The 18,559-nt window shown below is 65.9% G+C and carries 16 protein-coding genes; 7 read left to right on the forward strand and 9 right to left on the reverse strand.

All coding sequences use genetic code 11. The features are described 5' to 3' along the window. Window positions 1-27: 27 nt before the first annotated feature. On the reverse strand, window positions 28-1,431 hold the full coding sequence (locus tag ACFO0A_RS07410; RefSeq protein WP_379538371.1) for an OprO/OprP family phosphate-selective porin: 1,404 nt from the start codon (window positions 1,429-1,431) through the stop codon (window positions 28-30). Between the two features lie 196 nt (window positions 1,432-1,627). On the opposite strand from ACFO0A_RS07410, the gene ACFO0A_RS07415 reads away from it, so the two are divergent. Continuing rightward, window positions 1,628-2,539, forward strand: coding sequence for an SDR family NAD(P)-dependent oxidoreductase (locus ACFO0A_RS07415; protein WP_379538372.1), 912 nt, complete (start codon window positions 1,628-1,630; stop codon window positions 2,537-2,539). Between the two features lie 11 nt (window positions 2,540-2,550). Here ACFO0A_RS07415 and ACFO0A_RS07420 read toward each other — a convergent pair whose 3' ends face one another. The 4 genes from ACFO0A_RS07420 to ACFO0A_RS07435 are packed head-to-tail and all read right to left on the reverse strand — an operon-like array spanning window position 2,551 to window position 5,629. After that, window positions 2,551-2,928: a DUF2794 domain-containing protein gene (locus ACFO0A_RS07420; protein WP_379538373.1), complete on the reverse strand. Its 378-nt coding sequence runs from the start codon at window positions 2,926-2,928 to the stop codon at window positions 2,551-2,553. An 8-nt stretch (window positions 2,929-2,936) separates the two neighbouring features. Beyond that, window positions 2,937-3,665, reverse strand: a complete 729-nt coding sequence (gene epsC / locus ACFO0A_RS07425; protein WP_379538374.1) for a serine O-acetyltransferase EpsC — start codon at window positions 3,663-3,665, stop codon at window positions 2,937-2,939. A 28-nt stretch (window positions 3,666-3,693) separates the two neighbouring features. Then, on the reverse strand, window positions 3,694-4,317 hold the full coding sequence (locus tag ACFO0A_RS07430) for an HdaA/DnaA family protein (RefSeq protein ID WP_379538375.1): 624 nt from the start codon (window positions 4,315-4,317) through the stop codon (window positions 3,694-3,696). A gap of 22 nt (window positions 4,318-4,339) precedes the next feature. After that, window positions 4,340-5,629 carry a heavy-metal-associated domain-containing protein gene (locus ACFO0A_RS07435; RefSeq protein ID WP_379538376.1) on the reverse strand — a complete coding sequence of 430 codons (1,290 nt, stop codon included), beginning with the start codon at window positions 5,627-5,629 and terminating at the stop codon, window positions 4,340-4,342. A gap of 98 nt (window positions 5,630-5,727) precedes the next feature. Between ACFO0A_RS07435 and purM the strand changes: the two genes are divergently transcribed. Together purM and purN are read left to right on the forward strand one after the other, a co-directional pair. Continuing rightward, window positions 5,728-6,834, forward strand: a complete 1,107-nt coding sequence (gene purM, locus ACFO0A_RS07440) for a phosphoribosylformylglycinamidine cyclo-ligase (RefSeq protein ID WP_379538377.1) — start codon at window positions 5,728-5,730, stop codon at window positions 6,832-6,834. Beyond that, a complete protein-coding gene (gene purN / locus ACFO0A_RS07445) occupies window positions 6,827-7,780 on the forward strand; it encodes a phosphoribosylglycinamide formyltransferase (protein ID WP_379538378.1) in 954 nt (317 codons plus the stop codon). The genes purM and purN overlap by 8 nt, the downstream gene beginning before the upstream one ends. 61 nt (window positions 7,781-7,841) lie before the next feature. Here purN and ndk read toward each other — a convergent pair whose 3' ends face one another. The 3 genes from ndk to ACFO0A_RS07460 form a co-directional block, all read right to left on the reverse strand. Further along, on the reverse strand, window positions 7,842-8,264 hold the full coding sequence (ndk, locus tag ACFO0A_RS07450) for a nucleoside-diphosphate kinase (RefSeq protein WP_379538379.1): 423 nt from the start codon (window positions 8,262-8,264) through the stop codon (window positions 7,842-7,844). Window positions 8,265-8,352: 88 nt separating this feature from the next. Continuing rightward, entirely contained in the window at window positions 8,353-8,790 is a 438-nt protein-coding gene (locus ACFO0A_RS07455; RefSeq protein ID WP_379538380.1) for a DNA polymerase III subunit chi, read from the reverse strand. A 22-nt stretch (window positions 8,791-8,812) separates the two neighbouring features. Beyond that, entirely contained in the window at window positions 8,813-10,279 is a 1,467-nt protein-coding gene (locus ACFO0A_RS07460; protein WP_379538381.1) for a leucyl aminopeptidase, read from the reverse strand. A 292-nt stretch (window positions 10,280-10,571) separates the two neighbouring features. Between ACFO0A_RS07460 and ACFO0A_RS07465 the strand changes: the two genes are divergently transcribed. The 4 genes from ACFO0A_RS07465 (at window position 10,572) to rsmA (ending at window position 16,261) form a co-directional block, all read left to right on the forward strand. Continuing rightward, window positions 10,572-12,752, forward strand: coding sequence for an LPS-assembly protein LptD (locus ACFO0A_RS07465; RefSeq protein ID WP_417600374.1), 2,181 nt, complete (start codon window positions 10,572-10,574; stop codon window positions 12,750-12,752). Between the two features lie 145 nt (window positions 12,753-12,897). Next, window positions 12,898-14,304 (forward strand): peptidylprolyl isomerase, encoded by a 1,407-nt coding sequence (locus ACFO0A_RS07470; protein WP_379538472.1) that lies wholly within the window; start codon window positions 12,898-12,900, stop codon window positions 14,302-14,304. An 86-nt stretch (window positions 14,305-14,390) separates the two neighbouring features. Continuing rightward, the gene (gene pdxA, locus ACFO0A_RS07475) at window positions 14,391-15,443 is read left to right on the forward strand and encodes a 4-hydroxythreonine-4-phosphate dehydrogenase PdxA (protein WP_379538383.1); all 1,053 of its coding nucleotides are present in this window, start codon (window positions 14,391-14,393) and stop codon (window positions 15,441-15,443) included. Further along, window positions 15,440-16,261: a 16S rRNA (adenine(1518)-N(6)/adenine(1519)-N(6))-dimethyltransferase RsmA gene (gene rsmA, locus ACFO0A_RS07480; RefSeq protein ID WP_379538384.1), complete on the forward strand. Its 822-nt coding sequence runs from the start codon at window positions 15,440-15,442 to the stop codon at window positions 16,259-16,261. Before pdxA ends, rsmA begins: the two co-directional genes overlap by 4 nt. Here the strand turns inward: rsmA and ACFO0A_RS07485 are convergent, their stop codons facing one another. Next, window positions 16,262-18,388: a malate synthase G gene (locus ACFO0A_RS07485; protein WP_379538385.1), complete on the reverse strand. Its 2,127-nt coding sequence runs from the start codon at window positions 18,386-18,388 to the stop codon at window positions 16,262-16,264. Between the last annotated feature and the right edge of the window lie 171 nt (window positions 18,389-18,559).

Below are 18,559 nucleotides of genomic sequence, written 5' to 3' on the forward strand. Positions count from 1 at the left end.
CCGGCGAAAAAGAGCTCGCGAGCTGCCCTAGAAATCGAACTGCGCGCGCATCCCCAGCGAATCCGCAGTGTAATTGCGGTCGACGCCGGCGGCCACGGCGGCATCGTCGATCCAGATATGACCGTAGTTGAGGATGAAGCGAACGTAGTCCGTCGGGATCCAAAGCATCGAAACACCCGCGACCTGCTGACGCCCGCCAGTGATCGCGCCGTCGTTGAGGTCGAGATAGTCGTAGCGGGCATTGAGCTGGACTGCGCCGATCCCGCCCGCGCCAAGCGGATTCTTCGGTCGGATCCGGTCGTACACCCCGCCCTTGTACGCGGTCGTGTCGTCGGTCAGGAGAATGCCGACCTCGCCATATCCGCCGAAGAAGGTGGGATCGGCAAGGCCCGGACGGCGCGCAGTAATCCAGTGCCCCTCGCCCGTCGCATGGAATCGCCCGGCCACATAGGCCAGTTCCGCTCCGTAGCTCGTCTCGCCGGTGGCGCTGAAGGCCTTGGTATCGACCAGTCGCAGGTCGGTCGTGTGAACGAACGGACGAGCCCGGTAACGCGCGGTGGAGCTTACATCGTTGAAGTCGCGCATGTGGACCGAGCCGCCAACGTGCAGCGTCCCCGGTCCGATGCGCGGCATGAACACCACCCGCCCGTCGAGGCTGTAGCTGTTGTTGGCGTCGTTGTTGAGATCAGCGGCGTTGTCGGCAAAGACGCCGCCCTGAACGACCAGGGCATTCTTGGCGTAGGTGGCACTCAATCCCACCCGGCGCTCGAAGCCGAAGGCGCTGTTGAACGCCGCGCGCTCCATGAAGCTGGTGAAGAGGTCGGAGGTGGTTTCCTCCAGCCCCCAGAACGGCTTGTGCTGGCCGAGCGTGAGCGTCAGCTCGGGTTTAGGCTTGTAGGTGAGAAAAAGGTCGGTCAGCTCGACACCGCTGTTGGCCACGTCGATTTCGGCGCGATAGCCGAAATTACCCGGCAGCGTGCCTTCCATGCCGATGAAGGCGCGCCGCAATTCGGTGGCGTAGCCCAGGCTATTGCCCGGAATGCCGTTGGGCGCATCGACGCCAGCGACATCGACTTGAAGCCTGCCGCGTGGCTTGAAGCTCCACTTGCCCTTGCCCGGATCCTTGGGATCGACCGCTGCCTCGATTTTCGGCGCGCCATCCCAGGTGATGGCCGCGGCGGCCTTTGCAGTCACGGAGACGGGCGGGATCGCAGCAACGGCAGCCGCCGTCGCTTCGGATTTGGCCTGCGTCGTCCCCAGCTGCGTCTCGAGCGAATCGATTTTCGACTGCATTGCCTGCATCTGGGCCTGCATCTGGGCAAGCTGCGCGCGCAGGGCGGCGACATCTTCCGCCGATTGCGCCGAGGACGGAACCGCCCAGCCCAGCGCGACGGCGGCGGCGACAACGGACATGGCCCGGGCGTTGATCATCGGAAAATCCCCTACGACTGCTTTATGACGATTCGTCGCCGCGGAATAGGTCAGTTGCGTGACAGATATTTGACAGTCGTGCGACCAACGCGCGCGACGTTGAGCGCACAAGACGCGCTTTGCCGTTGAAAGCCGCGGTTGCCCGTGCCATCGCGCGCGCAGATTCAACCATGCGATTAATGACCGGAGCCTTGCCATGACCATCTCGTTCGAAAACCGCGTCGCGATCGTCACGGGCGCAGGCGGCGGCCTGGGCCGCGCCTACGCGCTCGAACTTGCGAAGCGCGGAGCAAAGGTCGTCGTCAACGACCTCGGCGGCAGCCGCGACGGTACGGGACATTCCGACGCCGCGCTGAAGGTGGTCGACGAGATCAAGGCCGCGGGCGGCGAAGCCATGTCGAACGGGGCCTCGGTCACCGAATACGAACAGATGGTGGAGATGGTCGCCAAGGCCAAGGAAGCCTGGGGCGGCGTCCATATCCTGATCAACAACGCCGGAATCCTGCGGGACAAGAGCTTCACCAAGATGGACCCGGCAGATTTCGAACTGGTGGTGAAGGTCCACCTGATCGGTTCGGCCTTCGCGACCAAGGCATGCTGGGACACGATGCGCGAGCAGAACTATGGCCGCATCCTGATGACCGCTTCGTCCACCGGGCTGTTCGGCAACTTCGGACAGGCCAACTATGGCGCGGCCAAGCTCGGCCTCGCCGGGCTGACTAAGACCCTCTATCTCGAAGGCGCGAAGAACAACATCAAGGTCAACACGCTGTCGCCGGTCGCGGCTACGCGCATGACCGAGGACATCTTTCCCGAGCAGGCCTTTGCCAGGTTCGGACCGGAAAACGTCGTTCCCGCCGCGCTCTACCTCGTATCTGAAGATAGCCCCACGAACGCCATCGTCGGCGCTGGGGCTGGCGGCTTTCACTGCGCCTACGTCACAATGAACCGCGGCGTCTTCCTGCCGCCCGAAGAGCGCACTGTCGAAGGTTTTGCCGCGCACTGGGCCGAGATTTCAGATCGCAAGGACGACTTCGTCCCGCAGTCGGGTTCGGAACAGAGCCAGGTGATCCTGGCCGCGATGCAGAAGGCCGGCGCCGTCGGCTGACGCCGAGCGGCTCAGCTTTCGACTAGCTTCAGGAGCTTGCGTTCGACCGGGAATAGCACCCCGGTCAGTTCGTGCCCGCGCTTCAAAATCTGGCCGCTTTCACCGAATAGCGCCCACATGCCCTGCTTGCCGCGCAGGGCGGGGCGTTTTTCGACGCGTATCGTCGGCCGTTCGGCGGTGCGCCTGAACGCGCTGAAGCTGGCCGCATCGCGGCTGAAATCGATCGCATAGTCGCGCCATTCGCCCGCCGCTACCATCCGGCCGTAAAGATCGAGGATGCGCATGAGTTCCCCCCGGTCGAAGCCGACCTGGAGAGGAACCGCGCGGGGAAACGGGATGATCTGGCCGGGACCGGATGCGAACAACCGTTCGGGGTCGGGTCCGCGCATGCCGGGTTTCAGGTCCGGCTGCGCTTGCGCGCGACTGCGGGCTTGTCGTCACCCTGCCCGGCCCGCTCCGCCAGCGCGGCGACCTGCGCCTGGAGCTCGGCCACCCGCGCTTCGAGCTCGACAATGCTCGGCGGCGTCGCTTCGCCCGATTCGACGATATCCTTGCAGGCCTCGCGGCAGGGCGTGCCGTAGGGAATGAAATCGCGCTGCCAGGTCTCCGCGGCGACAAGCGTCGAGCGCGCCTTCACCCCGACCATCGTGGCACCTTCTGGCACATCGTCGGTCACGACGGCGTTGGCCCCCACGCGTGCGCGTGGGCCGACCGTGATCGGCCCGAGGATTTGAGCGCCCGAACCCACGATCACATTATCGAGCAACGTCGGGTGCCGCTTGCCGGGCACTCCGTTGGTGGGGTTCGTGCCGCCCAGCGTCACACACTGGTAGATCGTCACGTTGTCGCCGATCTCCGCGGTCTCGCCGATCACGGTGAAGCCGTGGTCGATGAACAGGTGACGGCCGATGGTCGCGCCGGGATGGATGTCGATCGCGGTCAGGAAGCGAGACAGATGGTTCACCAGCCGGGCGAGGAAGAACAGCTTCCCTTCGAACAGCCAGTGAGCGACGCGGTGCAGGCCGACGGCCAGAACACCCGGATAAAGAAGGATTTCCCACCGCGAGCGCGGTGCCGGATCACGTGCCTGGATTGAATCCAGATAGTCTGTCAGTGCTGCGAACATCGCCCCTCAATCTCCCACGCTGCGCGCTTCAAAGCAAGCGCGGCTGCCATTCGCCTCCGTTGCCGGCCATGGCATCTCGCATCAACGATATGGTGACGGGTGCCTTGCGCTCAAGGCTGAGGCGGTCGATTTCGCCAACCACGCGCTCCGCGGCGGCATAAGTCCGGTCGATCCGGGGCAGCAGCCAGGCCAGCGCGCCCTCGCCCAGAGCCACGCCCCGACGCGCGGCGTGATCCTCTATCAGCGCAGCAAGCATCTCGTCGTCAGGCGCCCCGAGTTCGATCAGAAGCGCCGCGCCCAGCCGTGACGCAAGGTCGGGCAACGCAATTCGCCACTCTCCCGGGCCGCGGCTGCTGACAAACAAAAGCGGGGTCTCGCTGGCCTGGGCACGGTTCCAGGCATGGAACAGCGCGTCCTCCGCCATCGCGTCGGCATCGTCGATCGCCTCGCCCATCGCACTCTCGGCAAACCAGCGCGCCAGAAGGCTCTTGCCCGCGCGCGGAGGTCCGGTGAGGACCGCCGTGCGAAACGGCCAGTCCGCACCGCGCGAAAGCAGGTCGATCGCGGCGCTGTTGGAAGGACCCACGATTATACGCGCAGGCCCTTGCGCGCCCCGATCGCGAAGGATCAGCGGCAGGGCGATCTGGCTCATTTCCGTTGGATCGCCCTTCGGACTACCGCCGGATGCTCAAGGCCCCGGCGCCCTGCTGGACCTGCCAGCCCCGAGCCTGGAGCGCCGCGCGCAAGGCGTCGATATCCCCGGCGAAGGTCACGCGCATCACCGAGGTGCCGCCGATGGCGACGCTGGTGATCGCAGCGCCCTGAACGCCCGCAGCGCCGCGTACCGAGCCAAGGCCCGCATCGACCGACGCCGCATCGGGCGTCACGAACTGGACGGTAAAGCTCGCCGCCGCCGATGGGCTGGCCGTTGCGATGCTCGTCGTGCTCGTCGTCCTTGCAGTCGTCTCTGTCGTCTGCCCGGCCGGAGGGGGAGCGATGGTCGCGACGATCTTGTCGATCAATGCCTGGTCAATGGGCTGCTCGACCACCAGCGAGGAATCGGGCCGCAGCGTTCCCGCGGCCAGCGCTCCCGAATAGATCTCGTCCAGCCGTGTAATCGCCTGCGCAAGCATTTGCGGCAGATGGGCCTCGTCGCTCGCGGTCATGGAAAACCCGCCGAGATAGGTATTATCTGGACCGTAGCGCGCGGTGAAAGTCCCGCGGACCGGGCCGCCCGGCCATTGCCGTTCAAGGCGGGCGAGCGGCATGATGACATCCGCTGCGCCGAACTGGTCGAGGATGCTGCGCCACCAGCCGCGGCTGCGGCGGTCGATCTGGCCTGCGGTCAAAAGCAGCGAATCGCTGCCTGCGCCGTTCGGCCGCACGTAATCGATGGAGCTCGCCCCGGTCTTGTATTCGGCCCAGGCCCGCTGCCACGGGGTGCGGGTCTCGTAGAGCGACTCCGCCCCGCCCGAATAAAGCACGGGAACGACCAGGAGCGGCGCGGAGCGCGCGCGCTCGCCGGTCATGCCCAGTAACTCGCCGGCATGGGCACGGTCGAAGATCACGCCCAACGTCGCGATATAGCGCCGGGGACCCAACTGCTCGTTCTCGATCACGATGGCGCTCACCATCGAATCGATGGTGCCATCTGCCAACGCTGGGGCCTTTTCGCCGCCATGCGACTGTGCCCAGAGCAGTTCCCAACCCTTGCGCTGGGCCATGGCCCAGCCGGCCTCGCGGGCTTCTTCGGCGGTATCGCCGGTCGCCTCGACGCGGATGCCGCCGACTTCGAAATCGCCGTTGCTGGCGATCGGCGCGATCCCGCGCTCGCCCCCGATCTGTGCGATCAGTCGGGCCGAACCGACCGCGGCCAGCGCGGCAAGTATCAACAGGATCGGCAGAGCGCCCTGGCGAACGCGCCCTCGCGCGAATTCAACGATGTTGGGGCGCAGGGCGACCAAGCGAGCTCCGATGGATTGGCTGCCCGGCGGGCAGGTGCCCGCGGCTTTTGCCGAAACGATCGTGGAAATCCAAGCGGGAAAGCGTTAGGCGCCGCAGGATGAGCGATAGCGACCGGAAAAACAGCCCCTACACATACGCCGGGGCGGGAGTCTCCATCGCGGCGGGCAACGCGCTGGTGCGCGCCATCGGCCCCTTGGCCAAGGCTACCCGGCGCCCGGGCGCTGACGCCGAACTGGGCGGGTTCGGCGGCTTTTTCGATCCCCGCGCGGCAGGCTACAAAGATCCGCTCCTGGTCGCCGCGAACGATGGCGTCGGCACCAAGGTAAAGCTGGCGATCGACCACGACCGCCATGACGCAATCGGCGTCGATCTCGTCGCGATGTGCGTCAACGACCTGATCGTCCAGGGTGCCGAGCCTTTGTTCTTCCTCGACTATTTTGCCTGCGCGAAGCTCGATAACGGGGTCGCGGAACGCGTGATCGCCGGGATCGCCGATGGCTGCCGTATCGCCGGCTGTGCGCTTATCGGGGGCGAAACGGCAGAGATGCCGGGCATGTACTCTCCCGGCGACTACGACTTGGCCGGATTTTGCGTCGGGGCGGTCGAGCGCGGCGAACAGCTGACAGGCGACCGCGTCGCCGACGGCGACGTCCTGCTCGGCCTCGCGAGCTCGGGCGTACATTCGAACGGCTACTCGCTGGTCCGGCGGCTCGCTGCCGACAAGGGCTGGAAGCTCGACCGGCCTGCGCTGTTCGACCAAGATCGTCTTCTTATCGACTGGCTGATCGCGCCGACCCGCATTTATGTCTCGAGCGTGCTTCCGCTGGTGCGTGCCGGGCGGATCCACGCGCTGGCCCACATTACCGGCGGGGGGCTGCTGGAAAATGTGCCGCGGGTACTTCCCGAGGGCCTGCACGCCACGATCGACGCGGCTTCGTGGGCTCAGCCGCGTCTCATGGCATTCCTCCAGGCGCAGGGCGCAATCGAGCCGGAAGAAATGGCGCGCACTTTCAACTGCGGCATCGGCATGGTCGCGTGCGTCGCGGCTGAAGATGCCGAGGGCGTTGCCCGCGACCTGGCCGCGTCGGGGGAGACGGTCTTCACCATCGGGCGGATCGAGCGCGGCGACCGCGGCTGCACCGTCAGGGGCGACGCTGAGACCTGGAGCGCCCGTTCTGCGTGGCAGGCAACGCACCTTGGCTGATCGCGCCCGCGTTGCGGTGCTGATCTCGGGCACCGGGACCAACATGGCGGCGTTGCTCTACGCGTCGCGTGCGCCGGATTGCCCTTTCCAGCTCGTACTCGTCGCCTCGAACAATCCGGCCGCTCCGGGCCTCGCACTTGCCGCTGCCGAAGGAATCGCGACCTTCGCGCTGCCTCACAAGGGCATGAGCCGAGCCGACCATGACGCCGCAATGGACGCGGCGATTCGTGCCTCGGGCGCCGAATACGTCGCGCTTGCCGGTTACATGCGCGTCCTGGGCACCGACTTCGTCCAGCGGTGGGACGGCAGGATGCTGAACATCCACCCCTCGCTCCTGCCCAAGTATCCCGGCCTCGACACGCATGTCCGCGCGCTGGGAGCCGGCGACACGCACGGCGGCTGTTCGGTCCACATCGTGACCGCCGAGCTCGATTCGGGCCCGCTGCTTGATCAGACCCCGGTCGCCATCCTGCCCGGCGACACCGCGGAGACACTCGCGGCGCGGGTATTGATCGCCGAGCACCAGCTTTATCCAAGGGCGCTGGCGGCTTACGTCGGGCGCGAGCGCGCCCCCGACTACCTGATCGGCCGCGTGCGCGAACTGGCCCTCGCCCTGCCCGAAGCCGACGAAGTCATGTCGCACGGAATGCCGTGCTTCGGCGTGCTCAAAGGCAAGAAGTTTGCCTACGTCTCCAACGACCACCACGGCGACGGCAGGGTCGCGCTGCTGGTGAAGATCGACGGCCTGGACGAGCAACTGCAACTGATCGAGAACGATCCCGAACGATATTACCGTCCGGCATACTTCGGCGATGGATGGATCGGGGTTCGGCTCGATGTGCCCGGAGTGGACTGGGACAACATCGAAAGCTGGCTCGGCCGAAGCTGGCGCATGTCCGCACCGCGCAGGCTCACCGCGCTGCTCGACGCAGCGGACGGCTTCTGATCAGACGTGAAGGCGCGGCGGCGGACATCCCGTCCAGCCGCGCCTCAGCGTCCTCATTTCGTTAGCCGACGATTTCTTCTGGCTTGAAGAAATAGGCAATCTCGATCGCCGCGTTTTCATCGCTGTCCGAACCGTGGACGGTGTTCGCCTCGATACTCTCGGCCAGTTCCTTGCGGATCGTGCCGGGTGCCGCATCCTTGGGATTAGTGGCGCCCATGATGTCACGGTTGCGCTTCACCGCGTCCTCGCCTTCCAGCACCTGCACGACCACCGGCCCGCTGGTCATGAATTCGCACAGTTCGCCAAAGAAGGGGCGCTCACGGTGAACCGCGTAGAAGCCCTCGGCCTGGTCGCGGGTAAGGTGGAGGCGCTTCGAAGCGACCACGCGCAGGCCGGCATCCTCAAGCATCTTGGTGACCGCGCCGGTCAGGTTGCGGCGGGTCGCATCGGGCTTGATGATCGAAAAGGTGCGGGTAACCGCCATTGCTCATTCCTTGCTGGGCCGGATTCGGCGCTGTCTGTTGGGCGCGGCCCCTAGCCGCGATCAACCCGCGCCGCAAGCCGTGCCGGGCCTATGGCCCTTCGACCCAGCGACCGCCTTCCTGCTTCCAGAACTTGCGTTCGGTTTCGGGTCGGGTACCCAGCATTCGCCAGCATTCGCGAGCGCCCTGCAGCGCGTTCGAATCGAACAGCAGGAAGACGCGCTCGAATTGATCCGCGCCCTCCCGCCACAAGCCGTCGGCAAGCGCCAAGAAACGCGCGCCGTTGGTTGCATCCAACCGGTCGGTCAGCAGAATCGGCTGACGTGCATCATTCTCGCCCCCCGCCGGACCGTGGGCGAGGAAACTTTCAGGGCTGCTCGACCACAGTGCCTGCGACACGCGCAGGAGTTGCGCATCGTCGCCCGAAACAACCAGCAGCCGCTGGTCCGCCGCGAGCGTGTTGCGGGCAAGCAATGGGACGACCGCTTCGGCAGGATCGCGCGTCAGTTGATAGAAATCGACCCGCATCCCGCCGTCCGCGGTCTTCCCGTCAGGCTTCGAGAACGTCGCGGACGTAGCGATCGAGCAGGCGCACGCCAAACCCGGTCGCGCCCTTGTCCCAGGTCGCCCCGGCCTTGTCCGCCCAGACCATCCCGGCAATGTCGAGGTGAGCCCAGGCGACGCCGGGTTCGACGAAACGCGCGATGAACTGCGCCGCGGTGATCGAGCCGCCATAGCGGGGCCCTACGTTCTTCATGTCCGCAATCGGGGAATCGATCAGCTTGTCGTAGGCGATGCCCATCGGGAAACGCCACATCTTGTCGCCGCTCTCGCGCCCGGCGGCCAGCAGCTGGTCGGCCAGTGTATCGTCGTTCGAGAACAGGCCGCCATGCTCGTGGCCGAGCGAGATGATCATCGCGCCGGTCAGCGTCGCAAGGTCGATTATGGTCGAGGGAGAGTATTCCTTCTGCGCCCAGGTCACCGCGTCGCACAGCACGAGCCGACCCTCGGCATCGGTGTTGATCACCTCGATCGTCTGGCCGGACATCGAGGTCACGACGTCACCCGGACGCTGCGCTGCGCCGTCGGGCATGTTCTCGACCAGTCCGCAAATGCCGACCACGTCGGCCTTTGCCTTGCGCGTCGCCAGTGCGAGCATCGTGCCGGCCACCGCCGCGGCGCCGCCCATGTCCCACTTCATGTCTTCCATGCCCGCAGCGGGTTTGATCGAGATGCCGCCGGTATCGAAGGTCACGCCCTTTCCGATGAAGACCGTGGGCTTGCCGTCGGTCTTGCCGGAGCCGTTCCAGCGCATCGCCAGCAGGCGGGGTTCGCGAACCGAGCCCTGCGAGACACCGAGCAGCGCTCCCATGCCGAGCTTGGTCATCTCGTCCTTGCCGAGAACCGTCAACTCGACGCCGAGCGCCTTCAGCTTCTCGCAGCGTTCGACGAAGCTTTCAGGGTAGATGACGTTGGCGGGCTCGGTCACCAGCTCGCGGGTAAAGCTGACCCCGGCGACAACCGCGGAGTCCTGCGACCATGCCTGCTCGGTCCCGGCGGGTGCGCCAATCACAACCAGCTCGCCGAGCGTCGGCTTCTGCTCGTCCTTCAGGCGAGTGCGATAAACGTCGTGACGCCAGCCGCGCAGGACCGCGCCCAGCAGCAGCGCCGAAGCGTCGGCCGCGCTGGCGGAGCTATCGTTGAAATCGATTGCCAGAGCCTGCTCGCCCGAGGTCAGGTAGCGCGCGGTCAGCGCGGCGCCGGCGTGTTCGAACGCGGTTGTGCGCGCCTTGTCGCTCGGCTCACCGATCCCGACAAGGGCGAGGCGCTGGAGCACGCCGCCGACCGTAGCGAAGCTTTCATGAACTTGCCCGAGCTTGCCCGCGAACCGCGAAGCGCGCGCGCCCTCGACCACGACCGGGTCGATGCCCTGCGGCATCTGGTCCTGCGCGACGACCCGCGCAACGAGCCGCGGCTTGGCCGAAGTATCGGACGGGGCAAGGAAAGTGACCTTCATCGTGGGAATGCTCCTGGCGGAGAAAGTGGAGAGCCCGAAACCGGTCGGTGCCGGGGCGAATGGCGTTGCAGTTAGGACTAGCCGGTGCGATAGGCAAGCCATGCCACCGAAGCCGCGGCCGCAGCCGCAAGCCAATTTCACTTGCTTGCGCAACCGCCCGCGGCCGCCGCACAGGCACCGTGCGCGCCTGTGTGCGGGCGCCTCGCTTGCAGCCGCGGTGCTGGCCCTTTCCTGGCCCGCACTCGCCGCCGCGCAGACGTCGACGGAGCCTCCCGCCACCACGACCAAGGAGATGCTCAAGCAGCCGACTCCTGACCCTGCTGCGGCGGTTCCCGCCATCTCTGTTCCAGACGCACCCCCGCCGCCTGCCGGCGAAGAACAGGTCCAGTTCGAAGCCGATAGCATCCAGTATCAGAACGATTCCGACGTGGTCACCGCGCTCGGCAACGTCATTCTGGTGCAAAAGGAACAATCGGTTCGCGCCGATACCGTCACCTGGAATCGCAAGACCGGCCAGATCATCGCCACCGGCAACATCCGGTTCGTCGATGAGGACGGAAACCTCCTCCTGACCGACCGCGTCGAACTGACCGACGAACTGAAGGCCGGCGCGATCAGCAATATGCTCCTCGTGCTGCGGGAAGGCGGCCGGCTCGCCGCGCGCAGTGGCCAGCGTGATGACAACGGCCGGGTCATACTGACCGATGCGGCCTACACCGCCTGTTCGGTCGAGACGTCCACTGGCTGTCCCAAGAACCCCAGCTGGCGGATTACCGCGGTTCGGGTGATCTACGACCCGGTCAAGAAGAAGGTGCGCTACAAGGGCGCGCACCTCGAGATACTCGGCATCGCGCTGCCATTGCCGCTGCTTGCACACAAGACGGACAGCAGCGGCGGTTCGGGCGTTCTCGTCCCTTCGCTCAGGCTCAGCCGCTCGAACGGCGTCGAACTGGAACAGGGCTATTACGTCCGCCTCGACGAGAGCCGCGACCTTACCCTGAGCGCGCATCTCTACACCAAGGTGCTACCCATGATCGCGGCGCAGTACCGGCAGCTTACCGATCTCGGCGCATTCCAGATCACCGGTTATGCGACGCGGAGCCCGCTGATCCCGGTGGGACAGCCCGGAGGCACCAGCCAGAACGACTTCCGCGGCTATCTGGACGCAAACGGCAGGTTCCAGCTTTCCCCTCAATGGAGCTTCACGAGCTCCACCCGGCTTGCGACCGACCGCACTTTCCTGCGCCGCTACGACATCAGCCGCGACGACCGGCTTCGTTCGTCGGCCAATCTCGAACGAATCGATTCCGACAGCTACTTCAGTCTGGCCGGGTGGACGACACAGACCCTGCGCTCCGGCGATCCGCAAGGGCAGGTCCCGGTGGCGCTGCCGGTGATCGACTATCGCCGGCGCCTGAACGACCCGCTGCTGGGCGGCAGGATCCAGCTTCAAGCCAATACCCTGGGCATCGTCCGCGGCGACGGTCAGGATACCCAGCGCGCCTTTGCGAAGGCGCAGTGGGACCTTCGCCGGATCACGGGCCTGGGCCAGGAAGTGACGCTGACCGCCCTCGTGCGGGGAGATGTCTATCACAGCGACGAGAACGACCTGACGCCGACCGTCCTCTATCGCGGCGAGCCGGGCTGGCAGACACGCGGCATCGCGACTGCGGCGGTCGACATAAAATGGCCGCTGGTGGGGGCGCTGTTCGGCGGCACGCAGGTCCTTACGCCCCGTTTCCAGATCGTCGCCAGCCCTCACCTGCGCAACCTGACCGTCCCCAATGAGGACGCCCGGGCGATTGATCTCGAAGACAGCAATCTCTTCGCGCTCAATCGTTTTCCCGGTTACGACCGGGTCGAGGACGGGGTGCGCTTCACCTATGGCCTGGACTGGCAGCTCGAGCGGCCAGGCTGGCGCGTCAGCACCACGATCGGACAAAGCTACCGCCTGACCAATCGGCCGCAGCTTCTGCCGGACGGAACCGGCCTGACCGCCAAGACGTCGGACATCGTCGGGCGGACCGAAGTGCGCTTCCGCGACCTCGTCAAGCTGACGCACCGCTTCCGCCTCGACAAGGATTCACTCGCCGTCCGGCGCAACGAATTCGACGCCGCGATCGGCTCGAACCGGACTTACATCGAAGCGGGATACCTGCGGCTCAACCGCAACATCACCGCGATCGAGGACCTTCAGGATCGCGAAGAGCTGCGCCTGGCCGGACGTCTTGCGTTCAAGCGCTTCTGGTCGGTGTTCGGGTCGGGTGTCTTCAACCTGACCGACCGGCAGGAAGACCCGTCGTTCAACTCCGATGGGTTCGATCCCCTGCGCACCCGCCTGGGCGTCGCCTACTCGGACGACTGCCTTGAAATGAGCTTCACCTGGCGGCGCGATTATGTGGGGACCGGCGATGCCCGCAAGGGCAACACGTTCCTCGTCACCTTCGGCCTGAAGAACCTCGGTTTCCGCTAAATTACCCGATGCTTGGCAGGGTGTCTCAAAGCCGCTATCGCCCGCCGCACTCAGCTTCGGTTAAGCCGCAGCCAACCATGGCGCGTGGCGAAGCGGGGCCCGAAATGTACGCGTGCCCGACAGGAACAGGATTCTCCCCAACGTGATCAAGCGCGCCAAGACTTCCTCCTACTTCATCACGCGCAGCGCCCTCGCGCTTGCGGTCGCGGCGCTTGCTGCCAACGCCGTGGGTGCACAGACCGCCCCTGCTCCAACAGCGCCGGCGACCGCGCCCGCTGCCGGCCCGGCCGATGACGAGGCAAGCGGCGCCGCAGCGCTGAACTTGCCCAAGGGTCCGACCACCTTTCTCGCCAGCGATCCCAACCTGCGCCGCGCCACCGCCAAGGTGAACGGCGAGGTCATCACCGGTACCGACATCGAGCAGCGCCTCGCTCTTGTCCTTGCCGCCAGCGACACCAAGGTTCCCGCAGAGGAAGTCGATCGCCTGCGACTGCAGGTGCTGCGCAATCTGATCGACGAGACTCTCCAGATCCAGGAAGCCAAGGCTGCGGATATCGAGATCAGCGACGACGAGATTCAGCAGACTTATTCGCGCGTGGCCCAGCAGAACTTCGGCCAGAACCCCGAAGCGCTCGAGGCCTATCTCACGAAGATCGGTTCGTCCGCCAACTCGCTCAAGCGGCAGATTCGCGGCGAACTCGCCTGGCAGCGCCTGCTGCGTCGGAACGTCCAGCCGTTCATCAACGTCTCCGACGAGGAAGTGAACGAGATGCTCGACCGGCTGAAGGCCGCGAAGGGCACCGACGAGTATCGCCTCGGCGAGATCTTCCTGTCGGACAACGAGGACAACAAGGCCGCTGTCCGCGCCAATGCCGACAAGATTGTCGAGCAGATCAAGCAGGGCGCCAGCTTCGTCGCCTATGCCCGCCAGTTCTCCGAGGCTTCGACCGCCGCAGTCGGCGGCGATCTCGGCTGGATCCGTCTGGCGCAGCTTCCTCCCACGCTGGCCACCGTTGCCCGCGAGCTCGACCGCGGCCAGCTTGCCGGGCCGATCGAAATTCCGGGCGGCTATTCGATCCTCTACATGATCGACAAGCGTCAGGTGCTGACCGCCGATCCGCGCGACGCGACGCTGGCGCTCAAGCAGCTTACGTTGACCTTCCCCGCCGGCGTCTCGCAGGCCGAAGCCGGCGCCCGGATCAAGACGTTCGCGGAATCGGTAAAGACGATCAAGGGCTGCGGCGACGCCGAAGCTGGCGCCGCACGCCTTGGCGCATCGGTCGTCAGCAACGATTCCATCCGTGTGCGCGATCTTCCCGCGCCGCTGCAGGATGCCATGCTGCGCTTGTCGCTGGGCGAAACGACTCCGCCATTCGGATCAGTGACGGAAGGCGTCCGCGTACTCATGCTCTGCGGCCGTGACGACCCACAGGTCGATTCTGGCCCGAGCTTCGATCAGCTGATGAGCCAGATGGAAGACGACCGGGTCAACAAGCGCGCCCAGACCTATCTGCGCGACCTTCGGCGCGATGCGGTGATCGAATATAACTGACCGCCCGGCGGACACTGCCGAGCCGCAATTGCCCCAACGGCGGCGCAGCGCTTGCGCCCCACGCCGCGGTGGACGATGGTGAGCCGATGACGGCGACAGACTCATCCGTGCCAAAGTCGCCCGGTTCGGTTCTCGTCGCCAGCTTGGGCGATCCTGCGGGCGTCGGGCCGGAACTGCTCTGCCAGGCGTGGTTCGATCGCGGCTCGTCCGGGCTGACGCCGTTCTTCGTGGTGGGAAGTGTCGCGATATTGGGCGCTGCAGCCGCGGCACGCGGGCTCGAAATCCCGCTTCTCGCGATCGAATCTCCTGATCAGGCCGCTGCCTGTTTCGCCGATGTCTTGCCGGTGCTCGACATCGCCGGCCTCGACTACACCCCGGGGGAACCCAACGAAGCGGGCGCAGAACTTGCTTTCCAGTCGCTCGAGGTCGCAACGGGGATCGTTCGCGGCGGTGGTGCGGCGGCGCTGATGACCGCGCCTGTCGCCAAGAGCCAGCTTGCGCGCGTCGGCTTTATCCATCCCGGGCAGACCGAATATGTCGCGGAGCGCTGCGGCGTCGCTGCGCGCAACGCAGTCATGCTCCTTGCCGGTCCCAGCCTGAAGGTCGTGCCGATCACGGTTCATGCCGCGCTCGCGGACGTGCCAGGGCTGCTAAACGCAGAACTGATCCGAAGTCGTACCGCCATCGCCGCGCAGGCGCTGACACGCGATCTCGGCATCGCGAACCCGAGGATCGCCATCGCGGGGCTCAACCCCCACGCGGGAGAAGACGGCAGGTTCGGCACGGAGGAACGCGACATTATCGCCCCAGCCATCCAGGCCCTGCTTGAGGAAGGCCTTGATGTCGTCGGTCCGCTTCCCGCAGACGGCATGTTTCATCCGGCGGCCCGCAGGCGCTACGACCTGGCCGTCTGCATGTATCACGATCAGGCGCTCATCCCGATCAAGACCCTCGATTTCGACACTGGCGTGAATATGACCCTCGGCCTGCCGATTGTGCGCACCTCGCCCGATCACGGCACTGCTTTCGCGATTGCCGGGCGGGGAACGGCCGACGCAGGCGCAACTATCGCCGCCCTGCGCATGGCCGGCGAAGCCGCCGCTCACCGCGCCGCTCTCTCACCCTCGCCTACCGCGTGAGCCCAGCCCTCCCGCCGCTGCGCCAGGTGATCGCGCGCCACGGCCTTGCCGCCAGCAAGGCGCTCGGCCAGAACTTTCTGCTCGACGAACAGTTGCTCGACCGGATCGCAGCCATTCCCGGTGCGCTGGAAGGCACTTCGGTACTCGAAATCGGTCCGGGTCCCGGCGGGCTGACCCGCGCCTTGTTGCGCGCCGGCGCGCAAGTGACCGCGATCGAGCGCGACGAGCGGTGCCTACCCGCGCTCGCCGAACTGGCCGAGGCTTTTCCCGGGCAGCTTGTGGTCATTCCCGGGGATGCGATGAAGATCGCTCCGGCGTCGATCATCAACGGGCCATATGCCGTCGTGGCGAACCTGCCCTACAATGTCGGAACTGCGCTGTTCACCGGTTGGCTGGGCGGCGAGAGCTGGCCGCCCGCATGGACTTCGCTGACCTTGATGTTCCAGCAGGAAGTGGCGCAGCGGATCGTCGCCGCGCCGGATAGCAGTGCCTACGGTCGCCTGGCGGTCCTTGCCCAGTGGCGATCGGAGCCAAGGCTCGCGATGAAGGTCCACCGCAGCGCCTTCACTCCCGCGCCGAAGGTCATGTCGGCGGTCGTACACGTCATCCCGAAGTCGATGCCTGCCGGGGTATCGGCGCGGATGCTCGAACGGGTGACCGAGGCCGCCTTTGGCCAGCGGCGCAAGATGCTCCGACAGAGCCTGAAAGGGCTGCCAGGCGCTCTTGCGGCGCTCGAAACACTTGGCATTGCGCCCGAGCGCCGTGCGGAAACGCTGGCTATCGACGAATTCGTGGCGATCGCCCGCCTGCTCTCCTGATCAGGCCGCCCTCGCCGCCGCGTCCGCCTTGGCCTTGCGCCGCCAGGCATGGAGCAGCGGCTCGGTATAGCCGTTGGGCTGTTCCGTTCCCTTGAACACCAGGTCGCAGGCCGCGCGGAAAGCGGGACCGTCCTCATTGCCGACCAGCGGCTTGTAGGCCGGATCGTCGGCATTCTGCGCGTCCACCTTCGCCGCCATGCGGCGCAGCGAATCCATCACCTGATCCTCGGTGCAGACGCCGTGGAGCAGCCAGTTGGCCAGGTGTTGGCTGGAAATGCGCAGGGTCGCGCGATCTTCCATCAGGCCGATGTCGTTTATGTCGGGCACCTTGGAGCAGCCGACGCCCTGGTCGATCCAGCGCACGACGTAGCCAAGCAGCCCTTGCGCATTGTTGTCGAGCTCCTCGCGCACTTCAGCGTCGGACCAGTTGGTTCCTTCGGCAAGCGGCACTGTGAGCAGCGCGTCGAGCGCGGGAAGAGGTTCCGCCTCGACCTCGCGCTGGCGGTCGAAAACGTCGACCTGGTGATAGTGGAGAGCGTGCAGAGTGGCGGCGGTCGGCGAAGGGACCCATGCCGTGTTGGCGCCAGTGCAAGGATGAGCGATCTTTTCCACCAGCATCGCGTGCATCCGGTCGGGCGCCGCCCACATGCCCTTCCCGATCTGAGCTTTGCCCGAAAATCCGTGCGCCAAACCGATAGAAACATTGCGTTTTTCGTAGGCATCGATCCACGCGGATTGCTTCATTGCGCCCTTGCGGATCATTGCGCCGGCGCGCATCGACGTGTGAATCTCGTCGCCCGTGCGATCGAGGAAACCGGTGTTGATGAAGACCACGCGATCCTTCACTGCGGCAATGCAGGCGGCAAGGTTCGCGCTGGTGCGGCGCTCCTCGTCCATGACGCCGACCTTCACGGTATGCCGGGCGAGTCCGAGCAGGTCCTCGACGGCATCGAACAGATCGTTGGTGAACGCGCATTCCTCGGGACCGTGCATCTTCGGCTTGACGATATAGATGCTGCCGCAGCGGCTGTTGCGCAGGCGCCCCAGCTTGGCGAAGTCGTGAGCGCCGATGGCGCTGGTGATGACCGCATCCATGATCCCTTCCGGAATCTCGCTTCCATCGGAAAGCAGGATGGCGGGGTTGGTCATCAGGTGCCCGACATTGCGAACGAACATCAGGCTACGGCCCGGCAGCGTAAGTGGTTTGCCGTCCGCACCGGTCCAGGTGCGGTCGTCCTCGAGCGCCCGCGTCATGGTCTTGCCACCCTTGGCGAAGGTGGCGACGAGGTCTCCCCGCATGAGGCCCAGCCAGTTGCGATAGGCGTGGAGCTTGTCCTCGGCATCGACCGCGGCGACCGAATCCTCGAGATCGACGATGGTGGTCAGTGCCGATTCAAGGACGATATCGGCGATCCCCGCTGGATCGCCGGCACCGACCGGGTGATCAGGGTCAATCACCAGTTCGATATGCAAACCGTTGTTGCAGAACAAAAGGTTCTCGCCATTTCGGCCCGCGAACGAGGCCGGGTCGCAGAGCATCGGCAGCTCTCCCCCGCCCCAGTCCGCCCAGCTTGCCGACCCTTCGAGAGGCAGCGCGAGGTCCAGGAACGCCCGACCCGCAGCCACGACCGCGGCACCTCGGGCGGGATCGTATCCAGTGCCCTTGGCAGCAGATGCGGTCGGCAACGCATCGGTTCCGTACCACGCGTCGTACGCGCTGCCCCAGCGCGCGTTCGCGGCGTTCAGCACGAACCTTTCATTGAGGGCAGGCACGACAAGCTGCGGGCCCGCCAGCGCCGCGATTTCCTTGTCGACATTGGTGGTGGCGATCGCGAAGGGCGCGGGTTCGGGCACGAGATATCCGATCTCGGTCAGGAACGCGCGGTAAGCCTGCCCGTCGATTGGCTGTCCGCGGCGTTCGAGATGCCAGGCATCGATCTGCGCCTGCAACTCGTCGCGACGGGCAAGCAATGCGCGATTGCGCGGCGTGAACCGGTCGCAGATGGCGGCAAAGCCTGCCCAGAACTGTGCCGGATCGCGACCCAGCGGGGCCAGAACCTCGTCATCGATGAACTGCGCCAGGGCTCTGTCGACCTGCAGCCCGCTACGCTCAACCCGTTGTTCCATTTCGCCTCGCATCGTCGTGGGCGGCGCCCGTCGGGCTGCCGCACTTGCTGTGAATTACCGGTGCCGAACCTGGGGAGGGAACGCAGCGGCCTATGCCCAATGACCCGGCCTTTGGCAACGGCGACGGCAAAGCCGGGCAAACTGCTCCGGGCGCGGGTTGGCCGCCCCGGT

This window comes from Novosphingobium tardum (assembly GCF_042652045.1).
GTDB lineage: Bacteria > Pseudomonadota > Alphaproteobacteria > Sphingomonadales > Sphingomonadaceae > Novosphingobium > Novosphingobium tardum.